The following is a 19,648-nucleotide window of genomic DNA, read 5'->3' as shown; positions in this document are numbered from 1 at the left end:
GAAAAATCCTATAAATTGTCACTTAAAAGGGGCTTAGCTATCGCGTTTGCGGCTAAACCAAGGTACGTCTACTTCATACTTCTCAACTTTGTTTTCTACGCCGAGTGTTAAAGCAAACAGTGCCATACGAATTAATACACCATTTTGTACTTGGCGAAATATAGCTAAATTGTCGTTAGCGTTTAAGTCATTATCGAGCTCGTTGGCTTCAATACGACTGTCACGCGGAAGTGGATGCATAAGAACAGAGTTAGGTTTACAGTGTGCACTGTAAATTGATTGGCTAATTCTAAATCCACCTCGGTATTTATTTGCTTCTTCTTGTGAAGGAAAGCGTTCTTCTTGAATACGTGTTTGATAAACGATGTCGGCCGCTAAATTGCCTTCCATCTTGTCTACCAATTCAATTTTGTGACCCGCGTTATCTACTGCGTCTAAGATGTAGTCAGGCATTTGTAAGCCATCGGGAGCAACCATCGAAAATTTTACATTTTTATAATGGCACAATAGTTTTGAAAGCGAGTGTACGGTGCGACCATATTTTAAATCGCCCACTAAGGCTATATGCATACCATCAATGTTTTGATCAAAACGGCTGAGTTCACGTTCAATAGTGAGTAAGTCAAGTAAGGCTTGAGTGGGGTGCTCATTTGGGCCATCGCCACCATTAATTACTGGTACGCTACAGCCCGTAGCAAACTCACTGACCGAACCTGAATCTGGGTGACGCATAGCGACAGCATCAGCATAAGCTGAAATAACACGTGCGGTATCGTAAAGTGATTCCCCTTTTGCAAGGGCTGAGCTTTGCATACCGGTTGTTTCACGAACTAAACCACCGAGTAAGTTAAAGGCTGTACCAAAGCTTACACGTGTTCGTGTGCTTGGCTCAAAAAACAAGTTAGCTAAAATAGCACCTTCAAGTACGTTGGTACGTTTTTGTTTTTTAGCATAAGGCTCCATTTTTTTAGCAACTGCAAAAATGCGTTCAATACAGTCCCTGTCTAGTTGACTAACAGACAGTATATTTTCACCTTGGAAACTTAACATGGGGTTATTCCTAGTTTTTCAAAAGGGCGCGATAATCCAAAAAATGGGGCACGCAATCGCGCGTATTAAAACAAAATTAAAATGTGACTTAACCTGAACTTTGGTTGGGTTGCTCACTAATGCATTGATAAATAATATTTAAATTTATTCATCTCTAGCCAGAGGTTTTCACAAGCTAGGCTTTATTACTGCTAATGCCACAATTATGAGTAGCGCAATAACAGGTAGCTCGTTAAAAATTCGGTAAAAACGATCCGTTTTAGTATTTCGGTCATGCTTAAAGTCGCTCAATAATTTAAAACAGTAGCCGTGGTATATATACAAAATAATAACGAGTACAAGTTTGTAATGTAGCCACATGCTGTATCTAAACCAATCACGACCATACTCAACAATGGTTAGTACTCCAAATACAGCCGTTAAAACAGCAAATGGGGTGACAAAATAAAGTAGTCTGCGCTCCATAACTTTAAGCATAGAGTTACACGACTTTTCTTCGCTCATGGCGTGATATACAAATAATCGAGGTAAGTAAAAAATACCGGCAAACCACGCAATCATAAAAAATATGTGGAGTGTTTTATAAATCAATAATGCGCTCATAATAATCCTTATTGTTTAAAGTAAGCTGTTACGAATGGTCAAAATATGATGAATTTGGTCCCAACGTAAAAGCCCCATAATTTGTTGATTATCTAAAAGGTTGTAAACGTACAGTGCGCCACTTCTTTTGTCTTTTAACATATCGAATGCATCGGCTAGTGTTGCTTGGCTACTAATTCCCTGCAGGCTAATGTAGTTTAAATTGATGGCCTGATCAGACATTAGACTTAAATCGTATTCAGCAAGCCTGTAGCCATTCTCCTCATCAAATACAATAAGTGGTGTTTGGCTATCCATAGCATCAAGGGTATTTTTTATTTGCTCTTTATCATCTGAATATAGCAATTTGAAATTTTCGTCCATGTCATCCATTATCCCTACTTTTTGTAGCGCTTCTGTGGCTGGAGATACATGATAGGGAAGTCCCTGAAAATCTAATTGCTGTAAAAATATGGAGCGATTTCCAAAAAATTGTAATGCAGTTACATAGGCTGTCGTTATAACAAGCATGGCAGGCACAATAATCTCAGGCGATGATGTTAGCTCCATAACGGTTGTTAAAGCAGCTAATGGGGCATGCAACGTTGCAGCCATTAATCCCGCCATTCCTAAAACCCCATAAGTACCTGCTATATCAGTTCCAGGACTAATAAATTGTGCGCAAAAGGCCATAAGAGTACCAATTAATACGCCAAGTCCGATCACTGGGCCAATTAACCCACCAGGAATACCCAAACCAATCGCAAATAAAGTGGCAAGTAATTTGGCAATTAAAATGGTGGTAAGTAATTTTACGTTCTCAGGGGATTCTACCGCAATGGTAATTGCACTCATACCTGACCCCATTGCTTGTGGTACTGCGTATGCAATTAAACTGGCAATACAGCCTGCAATCAATAGGCGAGGGAACATACTCAAAGGCTTAAATGTTTTAATAATTAACATTAAATTTTGATTAAAGCTAAATGCAATTGCACCGAGTGCCATGCCGCACAATATTAAATATGGGTAGTGCCAACCGCTAAGTGGCGCTATTGTAATAAGAGCAAGTTCAGAGCCTTCACCAAAAACAAATTGAGTAGCGAGTGCACCGGTAACCGCAGCAAGCATAATGGGCACAAATATATGTACTTTATATTCCCTAAGTACTACTTCCATTACGAAGATAACGGCTGCCAGTGGGGTATTAAATGAAGCAGCAATCCCAGCTGCAACACCACAACCCGTTAATGTACGCATCGCGTTATGAGGTAAGTGGAGCTTGTCGGCTAAAATGCTTGCACCAGTGGCGCCCATATGAACAGAAGGGCCTTCGCGGCCGACCGAAAAACCACTTATAAGTGCTAATGCACCACCAACAAACTGATTTACCGTATTATAAAGAGGCATTTGTCCGTAATGGCGCTTAATACGGTGAATAACAAAAGGAATGCCTAAACGGTAATGTTTAAAGCCAGTAAACGCAGCAAAACACGCAATTAATAGTGCGGCTATTAGCGGCATTAAAACACGTTCAAGAGTGGGTAGGGTAGTAAAGTCGTCAGGGGTTTCTAAAAATAAGCTTTGGAAAAATAAAATAGTTAAACGAAATAAAATAATAAAAAATGCAGCAATCAATCCGGCAACTACGCCTAATAAGCATAATTGTACAGATGTTTTAGGTTTTGCCAGCCGACGCCTGAGTTGCTCAAGCCACATGCATTATTTCCTCGTCATATTTTTCAGCGAGCAGTTTAGCAAATGCTAACCACTAAGTCCTTGTGATTTTGTAAAATTAATAACATAAATAGATTCACATAACTGATAAGGAAGTTGCTACTAAATTAACTTTATTTCCTTCAAAAATTTGCCTGAAAAAATATTTTGACATGTAAATTAACCTGCACTTTGGATAATAAATCTATCTCAAGCGGTTACTTTTAGCACTGACTGCGTAGAATCTACTCGCAATGAAAGTCTCTGGCTAGGGAAAATAAATTAAAATATTATATAATTCAATTTTTTAGTGTGTCACTTGAACAGTACTCAGGTTAAATTAGTTTTAATATTTATGGTGGTGTTCGTTGATACTATTTATAAACTTAAAATGAGTCGTTTTTATTTTTTAAATGGTTTACTTTTGTTAATATAAGGTATTAACAACTAATTATAATGCGTTAAGCATAGGAAATTTATGTATAAAGGACTAACTGCAGGGATTACTGCGTTATGTGTTTTTAACTCGATGGTAGCCCATAGCGCTGTTGTTGAAAGAATTACACCTGTAAATAAAGTGGAATTGACGGCACTTCTTAATAATTCATCTACAAGCAATTCAAAAAATATAAATCCAGTTTATTTCTCTGAAATATCAAAAAATAGCAGTATGTTATCTAAAGGGATTAATGGCTCTAAAAAATCTAAAAAGATGCAACAGTATTACGCTGGGGTTCCTATTTGGGGGCAGCAAATTAGTGTACAAAATAAAACAAACCATATCAGTGGTTTTTTTGCTAAGAACATCAGCGATGAACAGCTTAAAAAAACAATAAATAATCAGTTCAAGCCTGAAGATGCTGCTAAAGCAATATTAGCAAAGTCAAAACTAAATATAGCTTCGCGTTTTGATATCACGAGTAATGATCGTTACATCTACATAAATAATGGTAAAGCGCGCTATGTTCGACTTATAGAATTGCTTGTTAATGATCAGTCATTGGAGAGCCAACCAGCAGCGTTAATTGATGAGTCAGATTATTCTCTAATTAAAGTATGGAATAATATTCAACAAGCGCAAGCTTCAGGACCTGGTGGTAATACGAAGACTGGCCAGTATGAATATGGGACAGATTTCCCTGCGCTAGAAGTTACTCAAAATGGCACAACATGCTTTTTAGAAAACGACAAAGTAAAGACGGTGACAATGGAGTCAGGCCAAGAACCTGTCGATGCATTTTCGTTCCTTTGTGATAGAAATACTCATAAAGAAATAAATGGTGCATATTCTCCTTTGAATGATGCGCACGCGTTTGGTACCGCTGTTTTTGATATGTATGAGCAATGGTATAACACGGCCCCATTAACATTTAAATTGTTAATGCGTGTTCATCAAGATAATGGCTGGGAAAATGCCACTTGGAATGGCTATGCGATGACATTTGGCGATGGGGCAGATCGATTTCACCCTTTAGTGTCATTAGATATTGTTTCTCATGAAGTAAGCCATGGTTTCACAAATCAAAATTCAGACTTGATGTATTTTGATCAGTCGGGTGGTATTAATGAGTCATTTTCTGATATGGCAGGAGAAACAGCTGAGTTTTTTGTACGAGGTGAAACTGATTGGTTATCTGGCGCAGATATAACGAAACAAGCGACTGCTTTACGTTACTTTGAAACACCTTCTAATGATGGTGTCTCTATTGATCATGCTAATGATTTTTACTACGGAATGGATGTGCACTTTAGTAGTGGCGTATTTAATCGTGCTTTTTTCTTACTAGCGACAAGTGAAGGTTGGGATCCAAAAAAAGCATTTGAAATTATGCTTAAAGCCAATCAAAACTATTGGATTTCTTCATCGGATTATATTGATGCCGCATGTGGTGCAATAAATACAGCAATAGACCTTCGCTACAATGCAGGTGATGTTGTTAATGCATTTAATGCTGTTGGTGTTATCTGTAATAACATTCAGTTCATCGATAGTGATTTAGATGGAATGGATGATAACTGGGAGCGTGTTTACAATTTAGACCCCAGCTCAGCAGGTGATGCAGATCTTGATTTAGATAATGATGGTCTAACTAATTTGGAAGAATACAATGCAAATACTCTTCCTAACAACGAAGATTCCGATGGGGATACGTTAACTGATTTTGCTGAATTAAATGAACACAATACTAATCCTATAAGTTCAGATTCAGATTTAGATACGATGCCTGACAACTGGGAGCTTACATATCAGCTTAATCCGTTAGATGGGAGTGATAGCCAACTAGATTTAGATGGGGATGGAATAAGCAACCTGATTGAATATTTAGCCGGTTCTGACCCATCTGATGCTAGCTCAACACCAGATGTTCCATCCACTACCACGATAAATTTTGATGGCGGACTTGTACCAGAAAACTTTATTTCATCTGTACCTAGTACTCCTTGGTTAGTAGTGCAGGATGTTGAGACCAATAGTTTTGTATTAACTAATAATGATATAGGCGACTCCCAGCAAACGAGTGTTGAATATTCAGTACTTATTGATAGTGACAAATTTTTAAACTTTAACTACAACATTAATTCAGAAGAAAACTTTGATTTTTTCACTGTTTATATTAACGATGAATTGGTTTTAAATAAATCAGGTGTTTCACTGCAATGGGAAACATTTACTCATCCAATTTCTGCTGGTTTGAATAAGTTAACTTTTGTTTACAGTAAAGATATGTCCGTATCAACTGATTCAGATGCCGTATTTATAGATAATATTTATATTGGCGACGAGTTTTCTGACATTGACGCAGACGGTATCGCTGATTATTGGGAATTGCAACACGGTTTAAATATTAATGACTCAAGTGATGCATTACTCGATAATGATGAAGACGGGCTGTCAAATTTACAGGAATTTGAAAACCAAGGCTTACCGAATAACGCAGATACTGATGGCGATAAAATGCCGGACGGTTGGGAGTTTTACAACGGTTTATCTCTAACAGATCCTAGTGATGCGACGAGCGATCACGATGGCGATGGTTTTAGTAATTTAATCGAATTTATAAGTGGTACAAACCCACAAGATATAAGCTCTTTCCCTTTGCATTTAGATATTACGGATTCATTTGAAGGCAGCGAACTACCATCATGGCTAGTGGATAATGAACAGAGTAATTCACCATGGTATATTGATACAACTTTTGCGACTGATGGTGCGCAAAGTATTCGGTCAGGAGTATTATCTGATAATGAAATTAGCCAATTTGATGTGACGGGGTTATTTAAGTCGGGTTACTTACTGTTTGATTTTAAAATAGAATCTGAAAGTTGCTGTGATAATTTACATGTGTATGTAAATGAACAACGAATATTTGCATCAGATTCCTCTTTAAAAGAAGGCCCACTGCTGTTAGAGATTGAAGAGGGGGTTCAAAATATTAGCTTCAAATATAGTAAAGACGGCTCTGCTAGTTATGGTCAGGATACTGTATGGATTGATAATTTTGTATATTTACCATTAGATGATATGCGTGATTCAGACGGTGATCTGTTACCCGATGTTTGGGAGGTCAAATATGCTTTAGATCGCCTTGACAGTACTGATGCGCAATTAGATTTAGATAACGATGGTTTAAGTGCTTTGCAAGAGTATGAATTAGGCACAAACCCTAATCTTGGTGATACAGATAACGATGAGCTAAGTGATGGTTACGAAGTAGATAATGGATTATTACCTCTAGATTCAACGGATGCATTACTCGACACCGATAATGATGGTTACTCAAATTACCAAGAGTTTTATGCACAAAGTCGAGCAGATAGTTCACAATCAATTCCTTCGACATTCTCTAATTTAAGTGAAAGTTTTGAAGGTAATTCATTACCAAGTTATTTAACACCCCTTGCGAATAGTCAAAAGGAGTGGAGTGCTTATCAAAATTGGTTTACTGACGGCGCTCAAAGCATTTCAATCATAGACGTAAAACAAGGTGAGCAAGTTGGGTTTGCACTCGCTGGTGTGTTTGAACAAGGCTATTTGAATTTAGATTATTCTTACTCTTACTCTGGCGTCTTTGCAGTTATTGTCAATGGTAATAAGCTCGATTTATTCACTAATGAATCAAGACTTCTAATTCCGATTAATGCCGGTTTCAATATAATTAAAGTCTCATTTATTCCAAACCACGATATACAATTCGCTTTAGCTGTAGACCAATTGCAATGGATTTCTGAAGTTGATCCGACGCTAGACACCGATAATGATGGCATTCCCGATTACTGGGAGTTTGAGCATGGTTTAAATGTACTTGATAGCTATGATGCATCCAATGATAACGATTACGACGGCTTAACTAATTTAATCGAGTTTGAGTTAAATACAAACCCTCAATCAAATGACACAGACAGCGATGGTGTTATTGATAATGAAGATAGTGCCCCAACAGACCCTACTCAGGGTGAGAACCAAGCTCCTACTTTTACAGATTTATCCGCTGTTACGATTGAGGCTGAACGTGAATACACATATTTGCTTGATCTCTATAGACCCGATGTAGTGGACAATGGCTATTTTACGCCAGAGGTTTACATTTCGAATGGAAGCAGGTTTGATGTAGGTGAACATCAAGTTACATGGATTGCGCGTGATAGGGCTGGGAATGAAACTCAAGCTGTGCAAACCGTCTTCATTGTTGACACCGTTGCACCGACTTTTGAAGCAAATAGTACACTTCATTTTTATGGTAATACAATTGATGGAATTAAAAATGAGCTACTAAACGGTTATGTCATTCGTGAGAATGTATCTGGTCTGAGTTCAGTAACAATAGATAATGATTTTGTTTTTCGTACTGGTTTAGTTAACGTTGCTGTTACGGCTGAAGATGGAGCTGGAAATAAAGCATCCGGGGTTGTGAATGTGCAAATATACCCAGAGATCGCGATTCAACCATTTACGCTTTCTGATTCGATTCATAAAATAGTTGTTAAACTTTACATATCAGGCGAAAACCCCACAGGCTATGCTCGCTTTCAGTTACGAGCAGGTAATAATTATAAATCATTTAGTATAGATGAATCTGGCTCTATTGAAGTTGAACTAGATCCTAGCTTCATTGGTAATTCAACCCAGCTAGAGCTTGAGCCTAATTATAGCGTTTTTGTTACCGACAAAGCTCAAAGCAAAATTTTATTTCATGATGAGTTGATTGAGCCTTATATTTCTTTACTTTATAAACAAAATAATAAAGTAGTAACATCGATAGAGCGAAGTAACTCGCCTACTTCAGTGGTTGTAAAGTTAATGGGGACTACACCTGAATACGCGCAGCTGAACGAAAACACTGGCAGTGACTTAGATTTTTATAGGCTGAGTGATACGAGTTGGGAAATGACTTTTGATTCAAAAAGTATTAGCTCGGATGTATTTGAGTTGTCATTTTCAGCGACGATAAACGATGATGTTGTTGCGACAACTACACAAACAATCCCTGTTATTGATGAAGTAGTATTTAATGATCCACTAATAGATACTGATGGTGATGGTATTCCCGATATAGAAGAGGGTATGAGTGACGCTGACAGAGATGGGATCCCTGATTATTTAGATAATTCATCAATAATGAATATCGGTATTTTAGAATCGGGTAAAGTACTCCATAGCGTCAATGAGTTCAATTCAATTCGTGTTGGCACTATTGCTCGTTTGAGCAACAGTGATGTTATCCATAGTTTGACAATTGATGAGCAACAACTTGAAAATCACTTATCTGATTTAGATATTTTTGAGCCACATTTTCAAGCTAAAAGTGACTTAGTTAATCTAAACGTAAAATTAGCAAATGAAGCCGATTATGTTGAAATTGCTCTACCACAGTTAGATAACGCGTTATTGAGCTCGGATTTACAAGTTAGGTTACTTTCAATCTCTGGTTGGAAAACGGTGCCTAAGTTAACAGGGAATGTTTATCAAGAAATATGCTCGCAATGCACAGCTTTTGAAGTACTTGATGGTGGCGAATTTGATTTAGATGGTCAAAAGAATGGATTTGTGGAATTAGTTGCAAAACTTGCACAAGAAAGTTTGAATCAGGCACCTGTTTTAGCGCTTGAATTACCGGATCAAATGAATGAACTCGAAACGTTTAATTTAGATGCATCAAGCACAATTGACCCTGACGGAGATATACTTAGCTACAGTTGGTCTGTTGCAAACGAAGCCGTGACAATTAATACACCGGAACTCGATATAGCGACACTTACGGTAGGTGAATTAACGCAAAGTGTTGATAGTGTAATTACACTTATTATTGATGATGGCTATGAAGAGTTTACGTATACGCACAATGTTAAGTTTTTACATATCAACCAATTGCCAGAGATTACACTCGCGAGTACATATTCTGTAAATGAAGGTGATAACGTTGTTATTATCGCTGAAGCTACAGACAAAGAGTCTAGCGACTTAAGCTACTCATGGGTGCAAGTTCAGGGAGCCCTTACTCAACTAGACTCGGTAACTACAAATACGCTTAACTTTACAGCACCAGACGTAGCTCAAGATACTACTTTGGTGTTTAAACTTATTGTTTCTGATGGTGAAGATCAAGCTGAACAGCTGGTGGAAGTTAATGTAAAAGCTATCATCACTCCAACAAAAGCTAATTCAGATAGCGGTAGTGGTGGCGGTTCATTAGCGATGCTACTTATCTTGCTAGGTATGTTTATAGCTTATAAAAGATCATACTATTTCAATAAGTAGCACACAGGCATTAGCATTGAAAATACGGAGTCGATCATAGCAGCTGTTATGATCGACTTTTTAGCAGTATGTTTAATTTTTAGGCTGAGTAGAACATATGTAGTGTGGTTATTTCCATAAATAGGAGATCATGACGCATAAATATCAAATATGTGCAGCCCTTTCTAAGCTGTATTGATTAGCAGAAGTTTTAAGTTGTAATTAAATTGTTCGTAAATTGAACTAATTATAATTCGGAAAAGTCAAAATGCTCCTAAAATCCAAATCAATCAGTCTATTAGATCTTTTTAGAGCTCAGTTTTGTATCAATTTTTTTAACTTGGTTAAAGCTACGCCAAGTTCATAATACATGCGACATTAGATTAGGGTAAAGAGTTGTTTTACTATACTTGATTAAAACACTCGGGTATTAGATAATCACGCCATTACGATATTGAGGGTTTTAAAATGTCAGAAGAATTACCAATTAAGTTCAGCGATGCAGCAGCTGTTCGCGTTAAACAGTTAATCGACGAAGAAGAAAATCCAGAGCTAAAACTGCGTGTTTATGTCACAGGCGGTGGTTGTTCAGGTTTTCAATATGGTTTTACTTTTGATGAAAAAGCAAACCCCGGCGATTTAGAAATAGTAAAAAATGGTGTAACCCTAGTTGTTGATCCTATGAGTATTCAATATTTGGTTGATGGTGAGGTTGATTACACTGAAGGATTAGAAGGCGCACGCTTTTTTGTATCTAATCCAAATGCAACAACAACCTGTGGTTGTGGTGCAAGCTTTAGCGTTTAACAGCCAAACGCTAAATAGATTAAAGCCGCTTTTGCGGCTTTTTTAATGCCTATAAATCAGTTGGTGCGTATTCGGTTATTTGCATAATAAATATAAAAAAGCCGAGCACAAACACAGAAAAAGCTAAAATATACATAAAGCCTTTTTTACCTTGTTTAATTGGAACCCCGTTATTGCGCAAAAAAAGATACCAACCTAAGCACAGTAAAATTGGCAATAAAAATAGTATCCTGAACATGACTCAACCTTTTTAAAATTAATAAGACTCAATAATAAACATGTCGCATTAAAATGAAACAAAATCATAAAAAATTCAATTTTTGATGAAAATGGATGGATATTCAGTGTTTATAAACATTCGCTCAAGTTAATTTTGTACCGAACAACGCAATTAATCATTCAACCAAAGTATTAATAGTATATAATGTATCCAAGAATGAGACGGGCAAAATTTCATTCTCAATAAAAACAAACTTATACCACATTATTAGCGTAGCTTTTAGCTAAGTGGCTAGAAGTAAGTGGCAACAGTGCTTAATTGCAACACCTTGCTATTGAAGTGAAATTAAGTAGCGCTGCTTACTTACCTACAGCTATTGATAGGCTACTGCTTTAATGGGTATGTCAAATCATCGAGTAGGAGATGTAAAATGATGGGCAAAACCGTTTCTTCAGAAGAAAACGCAAAGCTAACAAAGTGGCTTAAGAGTAAGCGCCATGAAAAAGGGCATACAATGCGCAGCCTTGCACAAGTGCTAGGTACACCTCATTCGTTTATCGGTAAAATTGAAAATCAAGAGCGCCGTTTAGATGTTATTGAATTTGTTCGCTATTGTACTGCACTAGATGTTGATCCACATGAAGCATTAAATTTGCTGAAAGTAGATTAATTATGTGATTGTTTAGTTCATTTATGAGTTATATAAATGTTCTAGGCAGCAAATTAATGCAGGGATGCATTATATTTCTTAATTTTTTTGATGATAATTTCGCTCAAGTTCATACAGCTTGTGCCTAATTAAGTACAAAAATAGTAACGATGGTAAAACCATTAACGCTGTAAGAATAAAAAATAGCGACCAATTACCTGCCAACCAATCATCTATTACTACACCACTATAACTTGAAAGCAACGTTCTTCCTAAGTTCCCTAATGATGCTAGCAACGCATAGTGAGTTGCGCTAAATGCCCTATCACACAGCATTGATATAAACGCGACCATTGCCACTAACGACCACGCTTGTGTAAACCCATCAATAACAATAGCAAAGGCATACAGCCTTAAATCAGGCCCAACTAAAGCAATCCATGAAAATGCTAAGTTTGATGCTGCCATTGCAATACCACTTATAAATAAACCTTTAACAATGCCATATTTTTGATTAAATAAGCTGCCAACAAAGGTAAATATAATGGTAAGTACGGCAGTGCCTACTTTTGAAAATGTAGCAATATCGCTATTACTAAAACCAATTTCTTTATAAAACACAATAGACATGCGGCCCAAAAACGCTTCACCTATCTTAAATAAGAAAATAAATGCAAGTAACGCGAGTGCAGTTTTAACGCCGTTTTTAGTGAAAAAGGCTCTAAAGGGATCAATAACGGTTACCGCGAGCCACGCAACTGTTTTTGTAAGTGGGGTTTGTTTTGTTGATGAAAGTTTTTCAAGGTATACACGCTCAAGTTCAGCATGCACGGCTTCTCTGTTTGACTTAGGCTCTTTTGCGAACAAAGCTCCACCCATTAACAGCAAAATTATAGCGGCTAAAAAATAATATATTTGGGGCCAGTCAAGCGACGGGATATCAGCCATATAAAATGGAATAGCGCCTAAAAGGGCATAACCTGTCCACCAACCAGATGTTGCCATTGCGGCGGCTGCCGTAGCTTTATGAGATTCGTTTTCACTGAGAGTGTCAATTCTAAATGCGTCAATTGCAATATCTTGCGTAGCAGAAGCAATGGCGATTAATAAGCAAATTACGGCAACAAGCGCTAAGTTAGTTTTTAAATCAAGTCCAGCTAATAGTAACGTGCCAATTAAGATAAAGCTTTGGCACAATAGTATCCAGCTACGACGTTGGCCAAGCCATTTATATAAAATAGGGAGCTTGGTCCGGTCAATGAGTGGCGACCATAAAAAGTTTATACTGTAAGCCCCAAATACAATGCCAAATAGGCCAATCATACTGCGACTTAGGCCTTCATCCTTTAACCAAGCCGACAGCACTGAGCCAATTAAAACCCAAGGAAAACCACTGCTCATACCAAATATAAAAATGTGGATTAAGCGTTTGTCTTTAAAGTAAGAAAAATATTCGCTAATAGAGAGAGTTTTGCTCATAGGGCCTTCATTGGCGATTGGGTGTAGTTAAACTACAGCTCATTAATTATAATGGTACTTGCTCAAGGACTTTTATATTTAAGATAACAACAGGTACTTTTGGCACGAAATCGTAACCAATCTTTTCGTTAAAGCCTGTTTCGACAACCATTATTTTATCAAGTGTGTCGTAGCCATCCATTACATTACCAAATACGGCAAATCCCCAGTCTTTATCTGGATTTAAATGGTCGTTATTGTCCATATTAAAAAAGAATTGACGAGTACCAGAATGCGGCTCTCTGTCCTGATATGCCATGGCTATACTGTACATGTCATTTTTTAAGCCATTACCACTTTCGTTAAAAATAGGAGCGTTTTCATGTAAACCATCGTAGTCTTTGTCGTACCCGCCACCTTGAATAACAAAATCGCGATCATTTTCTACATCACGCTCAATACGGTGGAAAACACTCCCCTGGTAACTTTTATCTGACACGTACGTTAAAAAGTTATTGACTGTAATAGGGGCTCTTGAGCGATCAAGCTCGACTACGATACTGCCCATTGAGGTTACGATTTCGACGCGCGGAAAAATATTATCTTTTTGCACAAAGCGGCCTTCTTGGGCTGCTAAGCTACTTGCACTAAAAAATAGGCCGAAACAGATTAAAAAAAGTCGTTTCATGTTTAACCTTCTAAAAATTCTATTAATTCAGGATCTGATACAATGCGGGTAATAATTTGCTCAGTCAACTTATTGAGCTGGCCTTCTACTTTTGCTCGCTCGTGACTAAATGGGCCTTCTAAATTAGCACTACCTCGGTACACCTTACTAAAATTGCTTGAAGCGCGAATAACACGAACACCAAGCTCTATCTGAGCTTCACTGGTGTGGCTTACTAGTTTTTCGGTTACCACAGCTTGCAGTGCGTGAATATCTACTTCAAAACGCACAGTCGCTAGGTTTGAAATACCTGCTCCGTTTCGACTCAGCGCGCTATCTAAAACGCTTTTAACTGACTCTGTAATACCTTGACTTGCAAACGTTTTGGTTTTATCAGATTCAATCAGCTTAAGCGTTGCAGTGTCACCACGTAAATCAATCACGCTGGTACTTAAACTGCTGTTAATTGTACTAATTTGGCCATTTTTATAAACAGGGTTAAGGATCACTTGATTAGGCTGACTAGCACAGCCAGCTAGTACAAGTAACGCACATAGGCTAAAAGTAATTTTAATCATTAAATTCCTAATAATTTTTAGTGGCACTTAGTACTACAAATTTCTTGTTGGAGCCAAGTAGTTTACAGTTGCCAAACATACGGTTTAGTTTGTCGTGATAATCTAAATGACGGTTACCAATAATACGTAATTCGCCACCTTGTTTTAAGGTTTCTTTTGCTTGTTTAAACATTTGCCACGCTATGTGGTCTGTTACAGCTTGCGCTTGATGAAATGGTGGGTTACATAGCACCATATCCACACTGTCTTGATCAAAGTCGGTCAAGCAATCGTTTTCAATAAATTGGCAATTATCAAACTGCTCAGGCATGTTTTGTTCTACATTTAAACGTGCAGACTCAACCGCCATGTATGATTCATCAACAAATGTGACAGATGCTTTAGGGCAGCGAGCAAGCGCCATAACACCTACAACACCATTACCACAACCTAAATCGATTATGCTAGTTTCTTTCTTGGTTTCTGGTAAATAGTTGAAAAAGAATCGAGCACCTATATCTAACGAATCACGTGAAAACACATTTGCATGATTTGTTATATTAAATTCAGTGCCTTCAAGTGGCCAAGTAATAGGGAAATCTGCTGCTTTATACCCACCTTTTGCCGTGCTTAATATAAGACGTGATTTTTTAACCGCTAAACTTGTTTTTGTTTCACCAATAAATTGCTCAAACGATTTTATTGTTGAATTATGAATTTCTTTTGTTTTACCGGCTGCAATTACGGGGGTACCAGGTGCAAGTATTTCGCTTAATTCACTTAGTTGAAATTGCAAAAAACCTACGTTACGCGGTATTTTTATTAGCACTAAATCTATGTCTTCAGGCAATGCAGACAGGCTATCTATTTGGCTAAATTGCGCTGTGGATAGTTTGTTTATTTGTAAGTTATATGCCACTGCTTGATGGCTAATATAAGAATCATTAACTGAACAAACCGTTAATTGATTAAAACTACAAGCAAGTGCACCAAAGCTATCGTTTAAAATAAGCAGTGAGCGACAATCAGGGTAATGTTCGTTAACATAATTGATAAGGTACTCATCGGCTGAATCCCACGCTTGTAAACTGCGGTTTTTTGATCCAAAGGAAAGCGTTCAAGAGTAAAGGTTTTATCGCCTAGCTGGGCTTGCGTCGTCATAATGGTATTTGATCAGTAAACTAATGTAGGTAAATTCTAACATGCAACGGCAAAACGCCAACCCCCAACAGTTACCAAATGGCTTTTCTTATCAAAGTAGGGCACTTAGCGCGCAAAAAAGCCTCGATTTATTTTATTATTTACAAAAAAACCTAGTTTGGCAGCAACCCGACGTCACCGTTTATTCTAAAACAGGCCCAATTCCCCGACTTCAATGCTTTATTAGCGAGCATAATTTCGAATATGGTTATTCGCATAGTAAGTTAATAGTAGAGCCTTGGCCTGATATTTTATTAGCAATGCGTAAGCGCTTAGAAAAACATTTAAATCAGCCATTAAATTCTTTATTAGTTAATTATTACCGAGATGGTAACGATACTATGGGTTGGCACAGTGATGACGAAATAGAGCTGGGCCATCAACCTACTATTGTGTGTGTATCACTTGGAGCAGAGCGTGTTTTAAAGCTTAAACAAAAATCGACAAATAAAGTAACCGATTTAAAGCTGCAAAGTGGTAGCTGTTTAGTCATGAGTGGCGACAGTCAGCGTGATTATCAACATGCAATCCCAAAGCAAACTACATTGGCTCACCCACGAATTAGCTTAACGTTTAGATACATAAAGCAAATCAAGCAAGCTCAATTTTAGTTAGCCAATAGGCTTGGCTACTTGTTATGATAACAATATAACTTAACTACAAAAATGGTTTTTATGTCAATGCAGCAACAAATTCAAGAAAAAATCAGCAGCGCAATTGCCTGTAAGCATTTAAATGTAATTAACGAAAGTCACATGCACAGCAAAGGCACCGAGTCACATTTTAAAGTTATTGTGGTAAGCGAAGAATTTGCTGGCAAACGCCTATTACAACGCCATCGTCAAATTAATGAAATTTTAAAAGATGAGTTAGCAAATTATATTCATGCACTCGCTATCCATACTTATACACCGGATGAGTATACCGAGCAGGGCGGAGAAGCACCTGATTCGCCTAATTGTATGGGCGGCTCTAAAATTAGCTAAGTATTTTTTGAAGTATCTGATTAGTGATTAACTGATCAGATCAGTGTTTTTAGTATTAGCCTTTAAACTAGCGCTAATTTTTATTGTAAAAGATATAGGATCATCAATGGTCATTAAGCCTAAAATTCGTGGATTTATCTGTACCAACGCACACCCAACGGGATGTAGCGAGCATGTTCAAGAACAAATTAACTATGTAAAACAACAAGGCGTGTTAAAAAACGCACCAAAAAATGTATTAGTTATTGGCGCATCTACAGGCTACGGCTTGGCATCGCGTATTACAGCTGCATTTGGTGGCGGCGCTAAAACACTCGGTATTTTCTTTGAAAAAGAAGGCACTGAACGTAAAACAGGTTCTGCTGGTTGGTACAATACTGCAGCATTCCAAGAAGCAGCTGACGAAGCGGGTCTTTGGTCTAAAAATATTAATGGTGATGCGTTTTCTAACGAAATCAAACAAAAAGCAATCGACACTATTAAAGCAGATTTGGGTAAAGTAGATTGTATTATTTATAGCTTGGCGTCTCCTCGTCGTACTGATCCAAATACGGGTGAAGTGTTCTCCTCTACACTTAAGCCAATTGGTAACGCAGTTACAACTAAAAACCTTAATACGTCAAAGCGTGAAATTGATGAAATTACTGTTGAAGCGGCAAACCAGGACGATATCGACAACACCATTAAAGTAATGGGCGGTGAAGATTGGGAAATGTGGATTGACGCATTAAAAGAAGCCGACGTATTAGCTGATAACTTTAAAACTACGGCCTACACTTATATTGGTAAAGAGCTAACATGGCCAATATACGGACACGCTACTATTGGTAAGGCTAAAGAAGATTTAGACCGAGCAACTGCTGCAATTAAAGAATCTACAAAAGATTTAAATGGCGAAGCCTATGTATCGTCTCTTAATGCTGTGGTAACACAAGCAAGCTCGGCTATTCCTATTATGCCTTTATACATTTCAGCATTATTTAAAGTAATGAAAGCAGATGGTACTTATGAAGGTACAATTGAGCAAATTCAGGCTTTATTTAGTGAGAACTTATATGGTGATAACCCACGCTTTGATGAAGGTGGCCACTTATTTCAAAACTACAAAGAATTAGAAGACGATGTGCAAGCACGTGTTCAAGCTGTTTGGGATAGCGTAGATACAAGCTCAATTGATGAGTTAACCGATTATGTGGGTTACCATAACGAATTTTTACGTTTATTTGGCTTTGGTATTGACGGAGTTGATTACGATCAAGATGTGGATTCGGTCAAACCAATTGCAAATATGATTGATTAACCATATTTGCAAATATGTAATTAAAAAGTCGCTGAGTGCGACTTTTTTGTTTTGCGGGCTTTTTTGAACAATTGTGATTAAAAAATGTCATTCTTTGCTTAAGCTACCACTTTGGTCTAACTTAAATTTTATTAAATACACATAACAAAACTAAATAAGTGTTTCTGTCGTATAATTTTCACAATTAGACTCGCATAGTCGCCCACAATGATGTTAAAATTAAGGCAATATGTGAAGAGTTTTTACCGCGTTGCTTGTTTAGTATTCATAGCAAGTTGTTCTTTGTATACATAGATATAACTTGGGATAGCTCAAATGGCGACGTGGTTGGTACGATTTTTCAGTTTCTTTCCGTTAATGTAGTGCAAGTGCGTATGATCAACATAAAAAAAGGTCTGGATTTACCCATAGAGGGCGCACCTCAGCAAGTTATTCACGACGGTTCTCCCGTCAAACGTGTAGCTGTGCTAGGTGAAGAGTTTATTGGTATGCGTCCAACCATGCATATCCGTATGGATGACCAAGTTAAAAAAGGCCAGGTACTTTTTGAAGATAAAAAGAACCCCGGCGTCCTATTTACCGCACCAGCTTCTGGTGTTGTAAAAGAAATAAATCGTGGTGCTAAACGTGTGCTGCAATCTGTTGTTATTGAAGTAGACGGCAGTGAGCAAATCACCTTTGACTCTTTCTCTGACACTGAGCTTACGAGCTTAGATCGTGAAAAAGCTAAAGAAGTACTTATCCAGTCTGGTCAGTGGACGGCACTTCGTGCTCGCCCATTCAGCAAAGTTGCGGCTGTGGATGCAAATCCTAGCTCTATCTTTGTGACCGCTATCGACACTAATCCTCTTGCTGCAGATCCTGCGGTAGTTATTGCTGATAATGCGCAAGCATTCGAAGCGGGTTTAGCCGTTGTATCGCGTTTGACTGATGGAAAAGTATTTGTTTGTAAGCAAGTTGGCAGTCAAGTTCCTAGCTCATCTATAGCTCAAGTAGAAGTACATGAGTTTGGTGGTGTGCACCCTGCTGGCCTTGTAGGCACTCATATCCATAATCTTGACCCTGTATCTGCTAGTAAACAAGTTTGGCATATTGGTTACCAAGACGTTATTGCGTATGGTCACTTATTCCTTACGGGTGAAATTTACACAAACCGTGTTGTTTCGCTTGCAGGTCCTCGTGTTAAAAACCCACGTTTAGTGAAAACACAATTAGGTGCTTCATTGGATGATTTAGTTGCTGGAGAATTAGAAGACGGTGATAACCGTGTTATTTCTGGTTCTGTTTTATCTGGCGCTACTTCAAACGGTGTTAATGCGTTCTTAGGTCGTTACCACGTTCAAGTATCTGTATTACTTGAAGGTCGCGAAAAAGAACTATTTGGCTGGATTGCACCAGGTAGTGATAAATTCTCTGTAACGCGTACATTCCTTTCTCACCTTACACCAAGTCGTTTATTTAAAATGACAACGTCTACAGGTGGTTCAAAACGTGCCATGGTTCCAATTGGTAGCTACGAGCGCGTGATGCCGTTAGATATTTTGCCTACACTATTATTACGTGACTTAATTGCACGCGATTTAGATAGTGCAATTTCACTGGGCGCGCTTGAACTTGATGAAGAAGATTTAGCGTTATGTACCTTCGTTTGTCCTGGCAAATACGAGTATGGTTCTATCCTGCGCGATTGCTTATCAACGATCGAGAAGGAAGGCTAGAG

The 19,648-nt window shown here is 37.8% G+C and carries 14 protein-coding genes and 1 pseudogene; 7 read left to right on the top strand and 8 right to left on the bottom strand.

What is annotated here, in order from left to right; translation table 11 throughout:
* Nucleotides 1-33: 33 nt before the first annotated feature.
* The 3 genes from P4S65_RS17455 to P4S65_RS17445 all read right to left on the bottom strand — a co-directional run bounded on the left by P4S65_RS17455 (nucleotide 34) and on the right by P4S65_RS17445 (nucleotide 3,351).
* The gene (locus tag P4S65_RS17455) at nucleotides 34-1,050 is read right to left on the bottom strand and encodes an aspartate carbamoyltransferase (protein WP_007376115.1); all 1,017 of its coding nucleotides are present in this window, start codon (nucleotides 1,048-1,050) and stop codon (nucleotides 34-36) included.
* 168 nt (nucleotides 1,051-1,218) lie between these two features.
* Nucleotides 1,219-1,653, bottom strand: a complete 435-nt coding sequence (locus P4S65_RS17450) for a CopD family protein (protein WP_007376116.1) — start codon at nucleotides 1,651-1,653, stop codon at nucleotides 1,219-1,221.
* Between the two features lie 15 nt (nucleotides 1,654-1,668).
* Nucleotides 1,669-3,351, bottom strand: a complete 1,683-nt coding sequence (locus P4S65_RS17445; protein WP_007376117.1) for a chloride channel protein — start codon at nucleotides 3,349-3,351, stop codon at nucleotides 1,669-1,671.
* Nucleotides 3,352-3,826: 475 nt separating this feature from the next.
* Between P4S65_RS17445 and P4S65_RS17440 the strand changes: the two genes are divergently transcribed.
* Nucleotides 3,827-10,105, top strand: coding sequence for a M4 family metallopeptidase (locus tag P4S65_RS17440; RefSeq protein ID WP_337120674.1), 6,279 nt, complete (start codon nucleotides 3,827-3,829; stop codon nucleotides 10,103-10,105).
* Nucleotides 10,106-10,552: 447 nt separating this feature from the next.
* The gene (erpA, locus tag P4S65_RS17435) at nucleotides 10,553-10,891 is read left to right on the top strand and encodes an iron-sulfur cluster insertion protein ErpA (RefSeq protein WP_007376119.1); all 339 of its coding nucleotides are present in this window, start codon (nucleotides 10,553-10,555) and stop codon (nucleotides 10,889-10,891) included.
* A 49-nt stretch (nucleotides 10,892-10,940) separates the two neighbouring features.
* Here the strand turns inward: erpA and P4S65_RS17430 are convergent, their stop codons facing one another.
* Entirely contained in the window at nucleotides 10,941-11,129 is a 189-nt protein-coding gene (locus P4S65_RS17430) for a hypothetical protein (RefSeq protein WP_096793563.1), read from the bottom strand.
* Nucleotides 11,130-11,541: 412 nt separating this feature from the next.
* Between P4S65_RS17430 and P4S65_RS17425 the strand changes: the two genes are divergently transcribed.
* Nucleotides 11,542-11,781 (top strand): helix-turn-helix domain-containing protein, encoded by a 240-nt coding sequence (locus tag P4S65_RS17425; protein ID WP_007376121.1) that lies wholly within the window; start codon nucleotides 11,542-11,544, stop codon nucleotides 11,779-11,781.
* Between the two features lie 78 nt (nucleotides 11,782-11,859).
* On the opposite strand, the gene P4S65_RS17420 is transcribed toward P4S65_RS17425, so the two are convergent.
* From P4S65_RS17420 to P4S65_RS17405, 4 genes and pseudogenes are all read right to left on the bottom strand, one after another.
* Entirely contained in the window at nucleotides 11,860-13,239 is a 1,380-nt protein-coding gene (locus P4S65_RS17420; protein WP_096793562.1) for an AmpG family muropeptide MFS transporter, read from the bottom strand.
* Between the two features lie 46 nt (nucleotides 13,240-13,285).
* Entirely contained in the window at nucleotides 13,286-13,906 is a 621-nt protein-coding gene (locus P4S65_RS17415) for a peptidylprolyl isomerase (protein ID WP_096793561.1), read from the bottom strand.
* A 2-nt stretch (nucleotides 13,907-13,908) separates the two neighbouring features.
* Nucleotides 13,909-14,463, bottom strand: a complete 555-nt coding sequence (locus P4S65_RS17410) for a YajG family lipoprotein (RefSeq protein WP_337120673.1) — start codon at nucleotides 14,461-14,463, stop codon at nucleotides 13,909-13,911.
* Between the two features lie 7 nt (nucleotides 14,464-14,470).
* Nucleotides 14,471-15,603: pseudogene (locus tag P4S65_RS17405) on the bottom strand (methyltransferase).
* Between the two features lie 41 nt (nucleotides 15,604-15,644).
* On the opposite strand from P4S65_RS17405, the gene P4S65_RS17400 reads away from it, so the two are divergent.
* The 4 genes from P4S65_RS17400 to P4S65_RS17385 all read left to right on the top strand — a co-directional run bounded on the left by P4S65_RS17400 (nucleotide 15,645) and on the right by P4S65_RS17385 (nucleotide 19,646).
* Nucleotides 15,645-16,253 carry an alpha-ketoglutarate-dependent dioxygenase AlkB family protein gene (locus P4S65_RS17400; RefSeq protein ID WP_096793558.1) on the top strand — a complete coding sequence of 203 codons (609 nt, stop codon included), beginning with the start codon at nucleotides 15,645-15,647 and terminating at the stop codon, nucleotides 16,251-16,253.
* A 63-nt stretch (nucleotides 16,254-16,316) separates the two neighbouring features.
* Nucleotides 16,317-16,628 carry a BolA family protein gene (locus P4S65_RS17395; RefSeq protein ID WP_096794132.1) on the top strand — a complete coding sequence of 104 codons (312 nt, stop codon included), beginning with the start codon at nucleotides 16,317-16,319 and terminating at the stop codon, nucleotides 16,626-16,628.
* Nucleotides 16,629-16,734: 106 nt separating this feature from the next.
* A complete protein-coding gene (fabV, locus tag P4S65_RS17390) occupies nucleotides 16,735-17,928 on the top strand; it encodes an enoyl-ACP reductase FabV (RefSeq protein WP_007376129.1) in 1,194 nt (397 codons plus the stop codon).
* A gap of 374 nt (nucleotides 17,929-18,302) precedes the next feature.
* Nucleotides 18,303-19,646, top strand: coding sequence for a Na(+)-translocating NADH-quinone reductase subunit A (locus P4S65_RS17385; protein ID WP_337120672.1), 1,344 nt, complete (start codon nucleotides 18,303-18,305; stop codon nucleotides 19,644-19,646).
* Nucleotides 19,647-19,648: the final 2 nt, after the last annotated feature.

It is taken from the genome of Pseudoalteromonas sp. B131b (genome assembly GCF_037162545.1).
In the GTDB taxonomy this organism is placed as follows: Bacteria; Pseudomonadota; Gammaproteobacteria; order Enterobacterales; family Alteromonadaceae; genus Pseudoalteromonas; species Pseudoalteromonas fuliginea.
The sequence above is the reverse complement of the archived record's forward strand: the minus strand, read 5'-3'. Positions and strand labels throughout refer to the sequence as shown.

Coding starts and splice junctions, on each gene's coding strand:
- P4S65_RS17450 (WP_007376116.1), bottom strand. CDS start 1,653: ATGAGCGCATTATTGATTTATAAAACACTCCACATATTTTTTATGATT.
- P4S65_RS17455 (WP_007376115.1), bottom strand. CDS start 1,050: ATGTTAAGTTTCCAAGGTGAAAATATACTGTCTGTTAGTCAACTAGAC.
- P4S65_RS17385 (WP_337120672.1), top strand. CDS start 18,303: ATGATCAACATAAAAAAAGGTCTGGATTTACCCATAGAGGGCGCACCT.
- P4S65_RS17400 (WP_096793558.1), top strand. CDS start 15,645: ATGCAACGGCAAAACGCCAACCCCCAACAGTTACCAAATGGCTTTTCT.
- P4S65_RS17445 (WP_007376117.1), bottom strand. CDS start 3,351: ATGTGGCTTGAGCAACTCAGGCGTCGGCTGGCAAAACCTAAAACATCT.
- fabV (WP_007376129.1), top strand. CDS start 16,735: ATGGTCATTAAGCCTAAAATTCGTGGATTTATCTGTACCAACGCACAC.
- P4S65_RS17410 (WP_337120673.1), bottom strand. CDS start 14,463: ATGATTAAAATTACTTTTAGCCTATGTGCGTTACTTGTACTAGCTGGC.
- erpA (WP_007376119.1), top strand. CDS start 10,553: ATGTCAGAAGAATTACCAATTAAGTTCAGCGATGCAGCAGCTGTTCGC.
- P4S65_RS17420 (WP_096793562.1), bottom strand. CDS start 13,239: ATGAGCAAAACTCTCTCTATTAGCGAATATTTTTCTTACTTTAAAGAC.
- P4S65_RS17395 (WP_096794132.1), top strand. CDS start 16,317: ATGTCAATGCAGCAACAAATTCAAGAAAAAATCAGCAGCGCAATTGCC.
- P4S65_RS17425 (WP_007376121.1), top strand. CDS start 11,542: ATGATGGGCAAAACCGTTTCTTCAGAAGAAAACGCAAAGCTAACAAAG.
- P4S65_RS17430 (WP_096793563.1), bottom strand. CDS start 11,129: ATGTTCAGGATACTATTTTTATTGCCAATTTTACTGTGCTTAGGTTGG.
- P4S65_RS17440 (WP_337120674.1), top strand. CDS start 3,827: ATGTATAAAGGACTAACTGCAGGGATTACTGCGTTATGTGTTTTTAAC.
- P4S65_RS17415 (WP_096793561.1), bottom strand. CDS start 13,906: ATGAAACGACTTTTTTTAATCTGTTTCGGCCTATTTTTTAGTGCAAGT.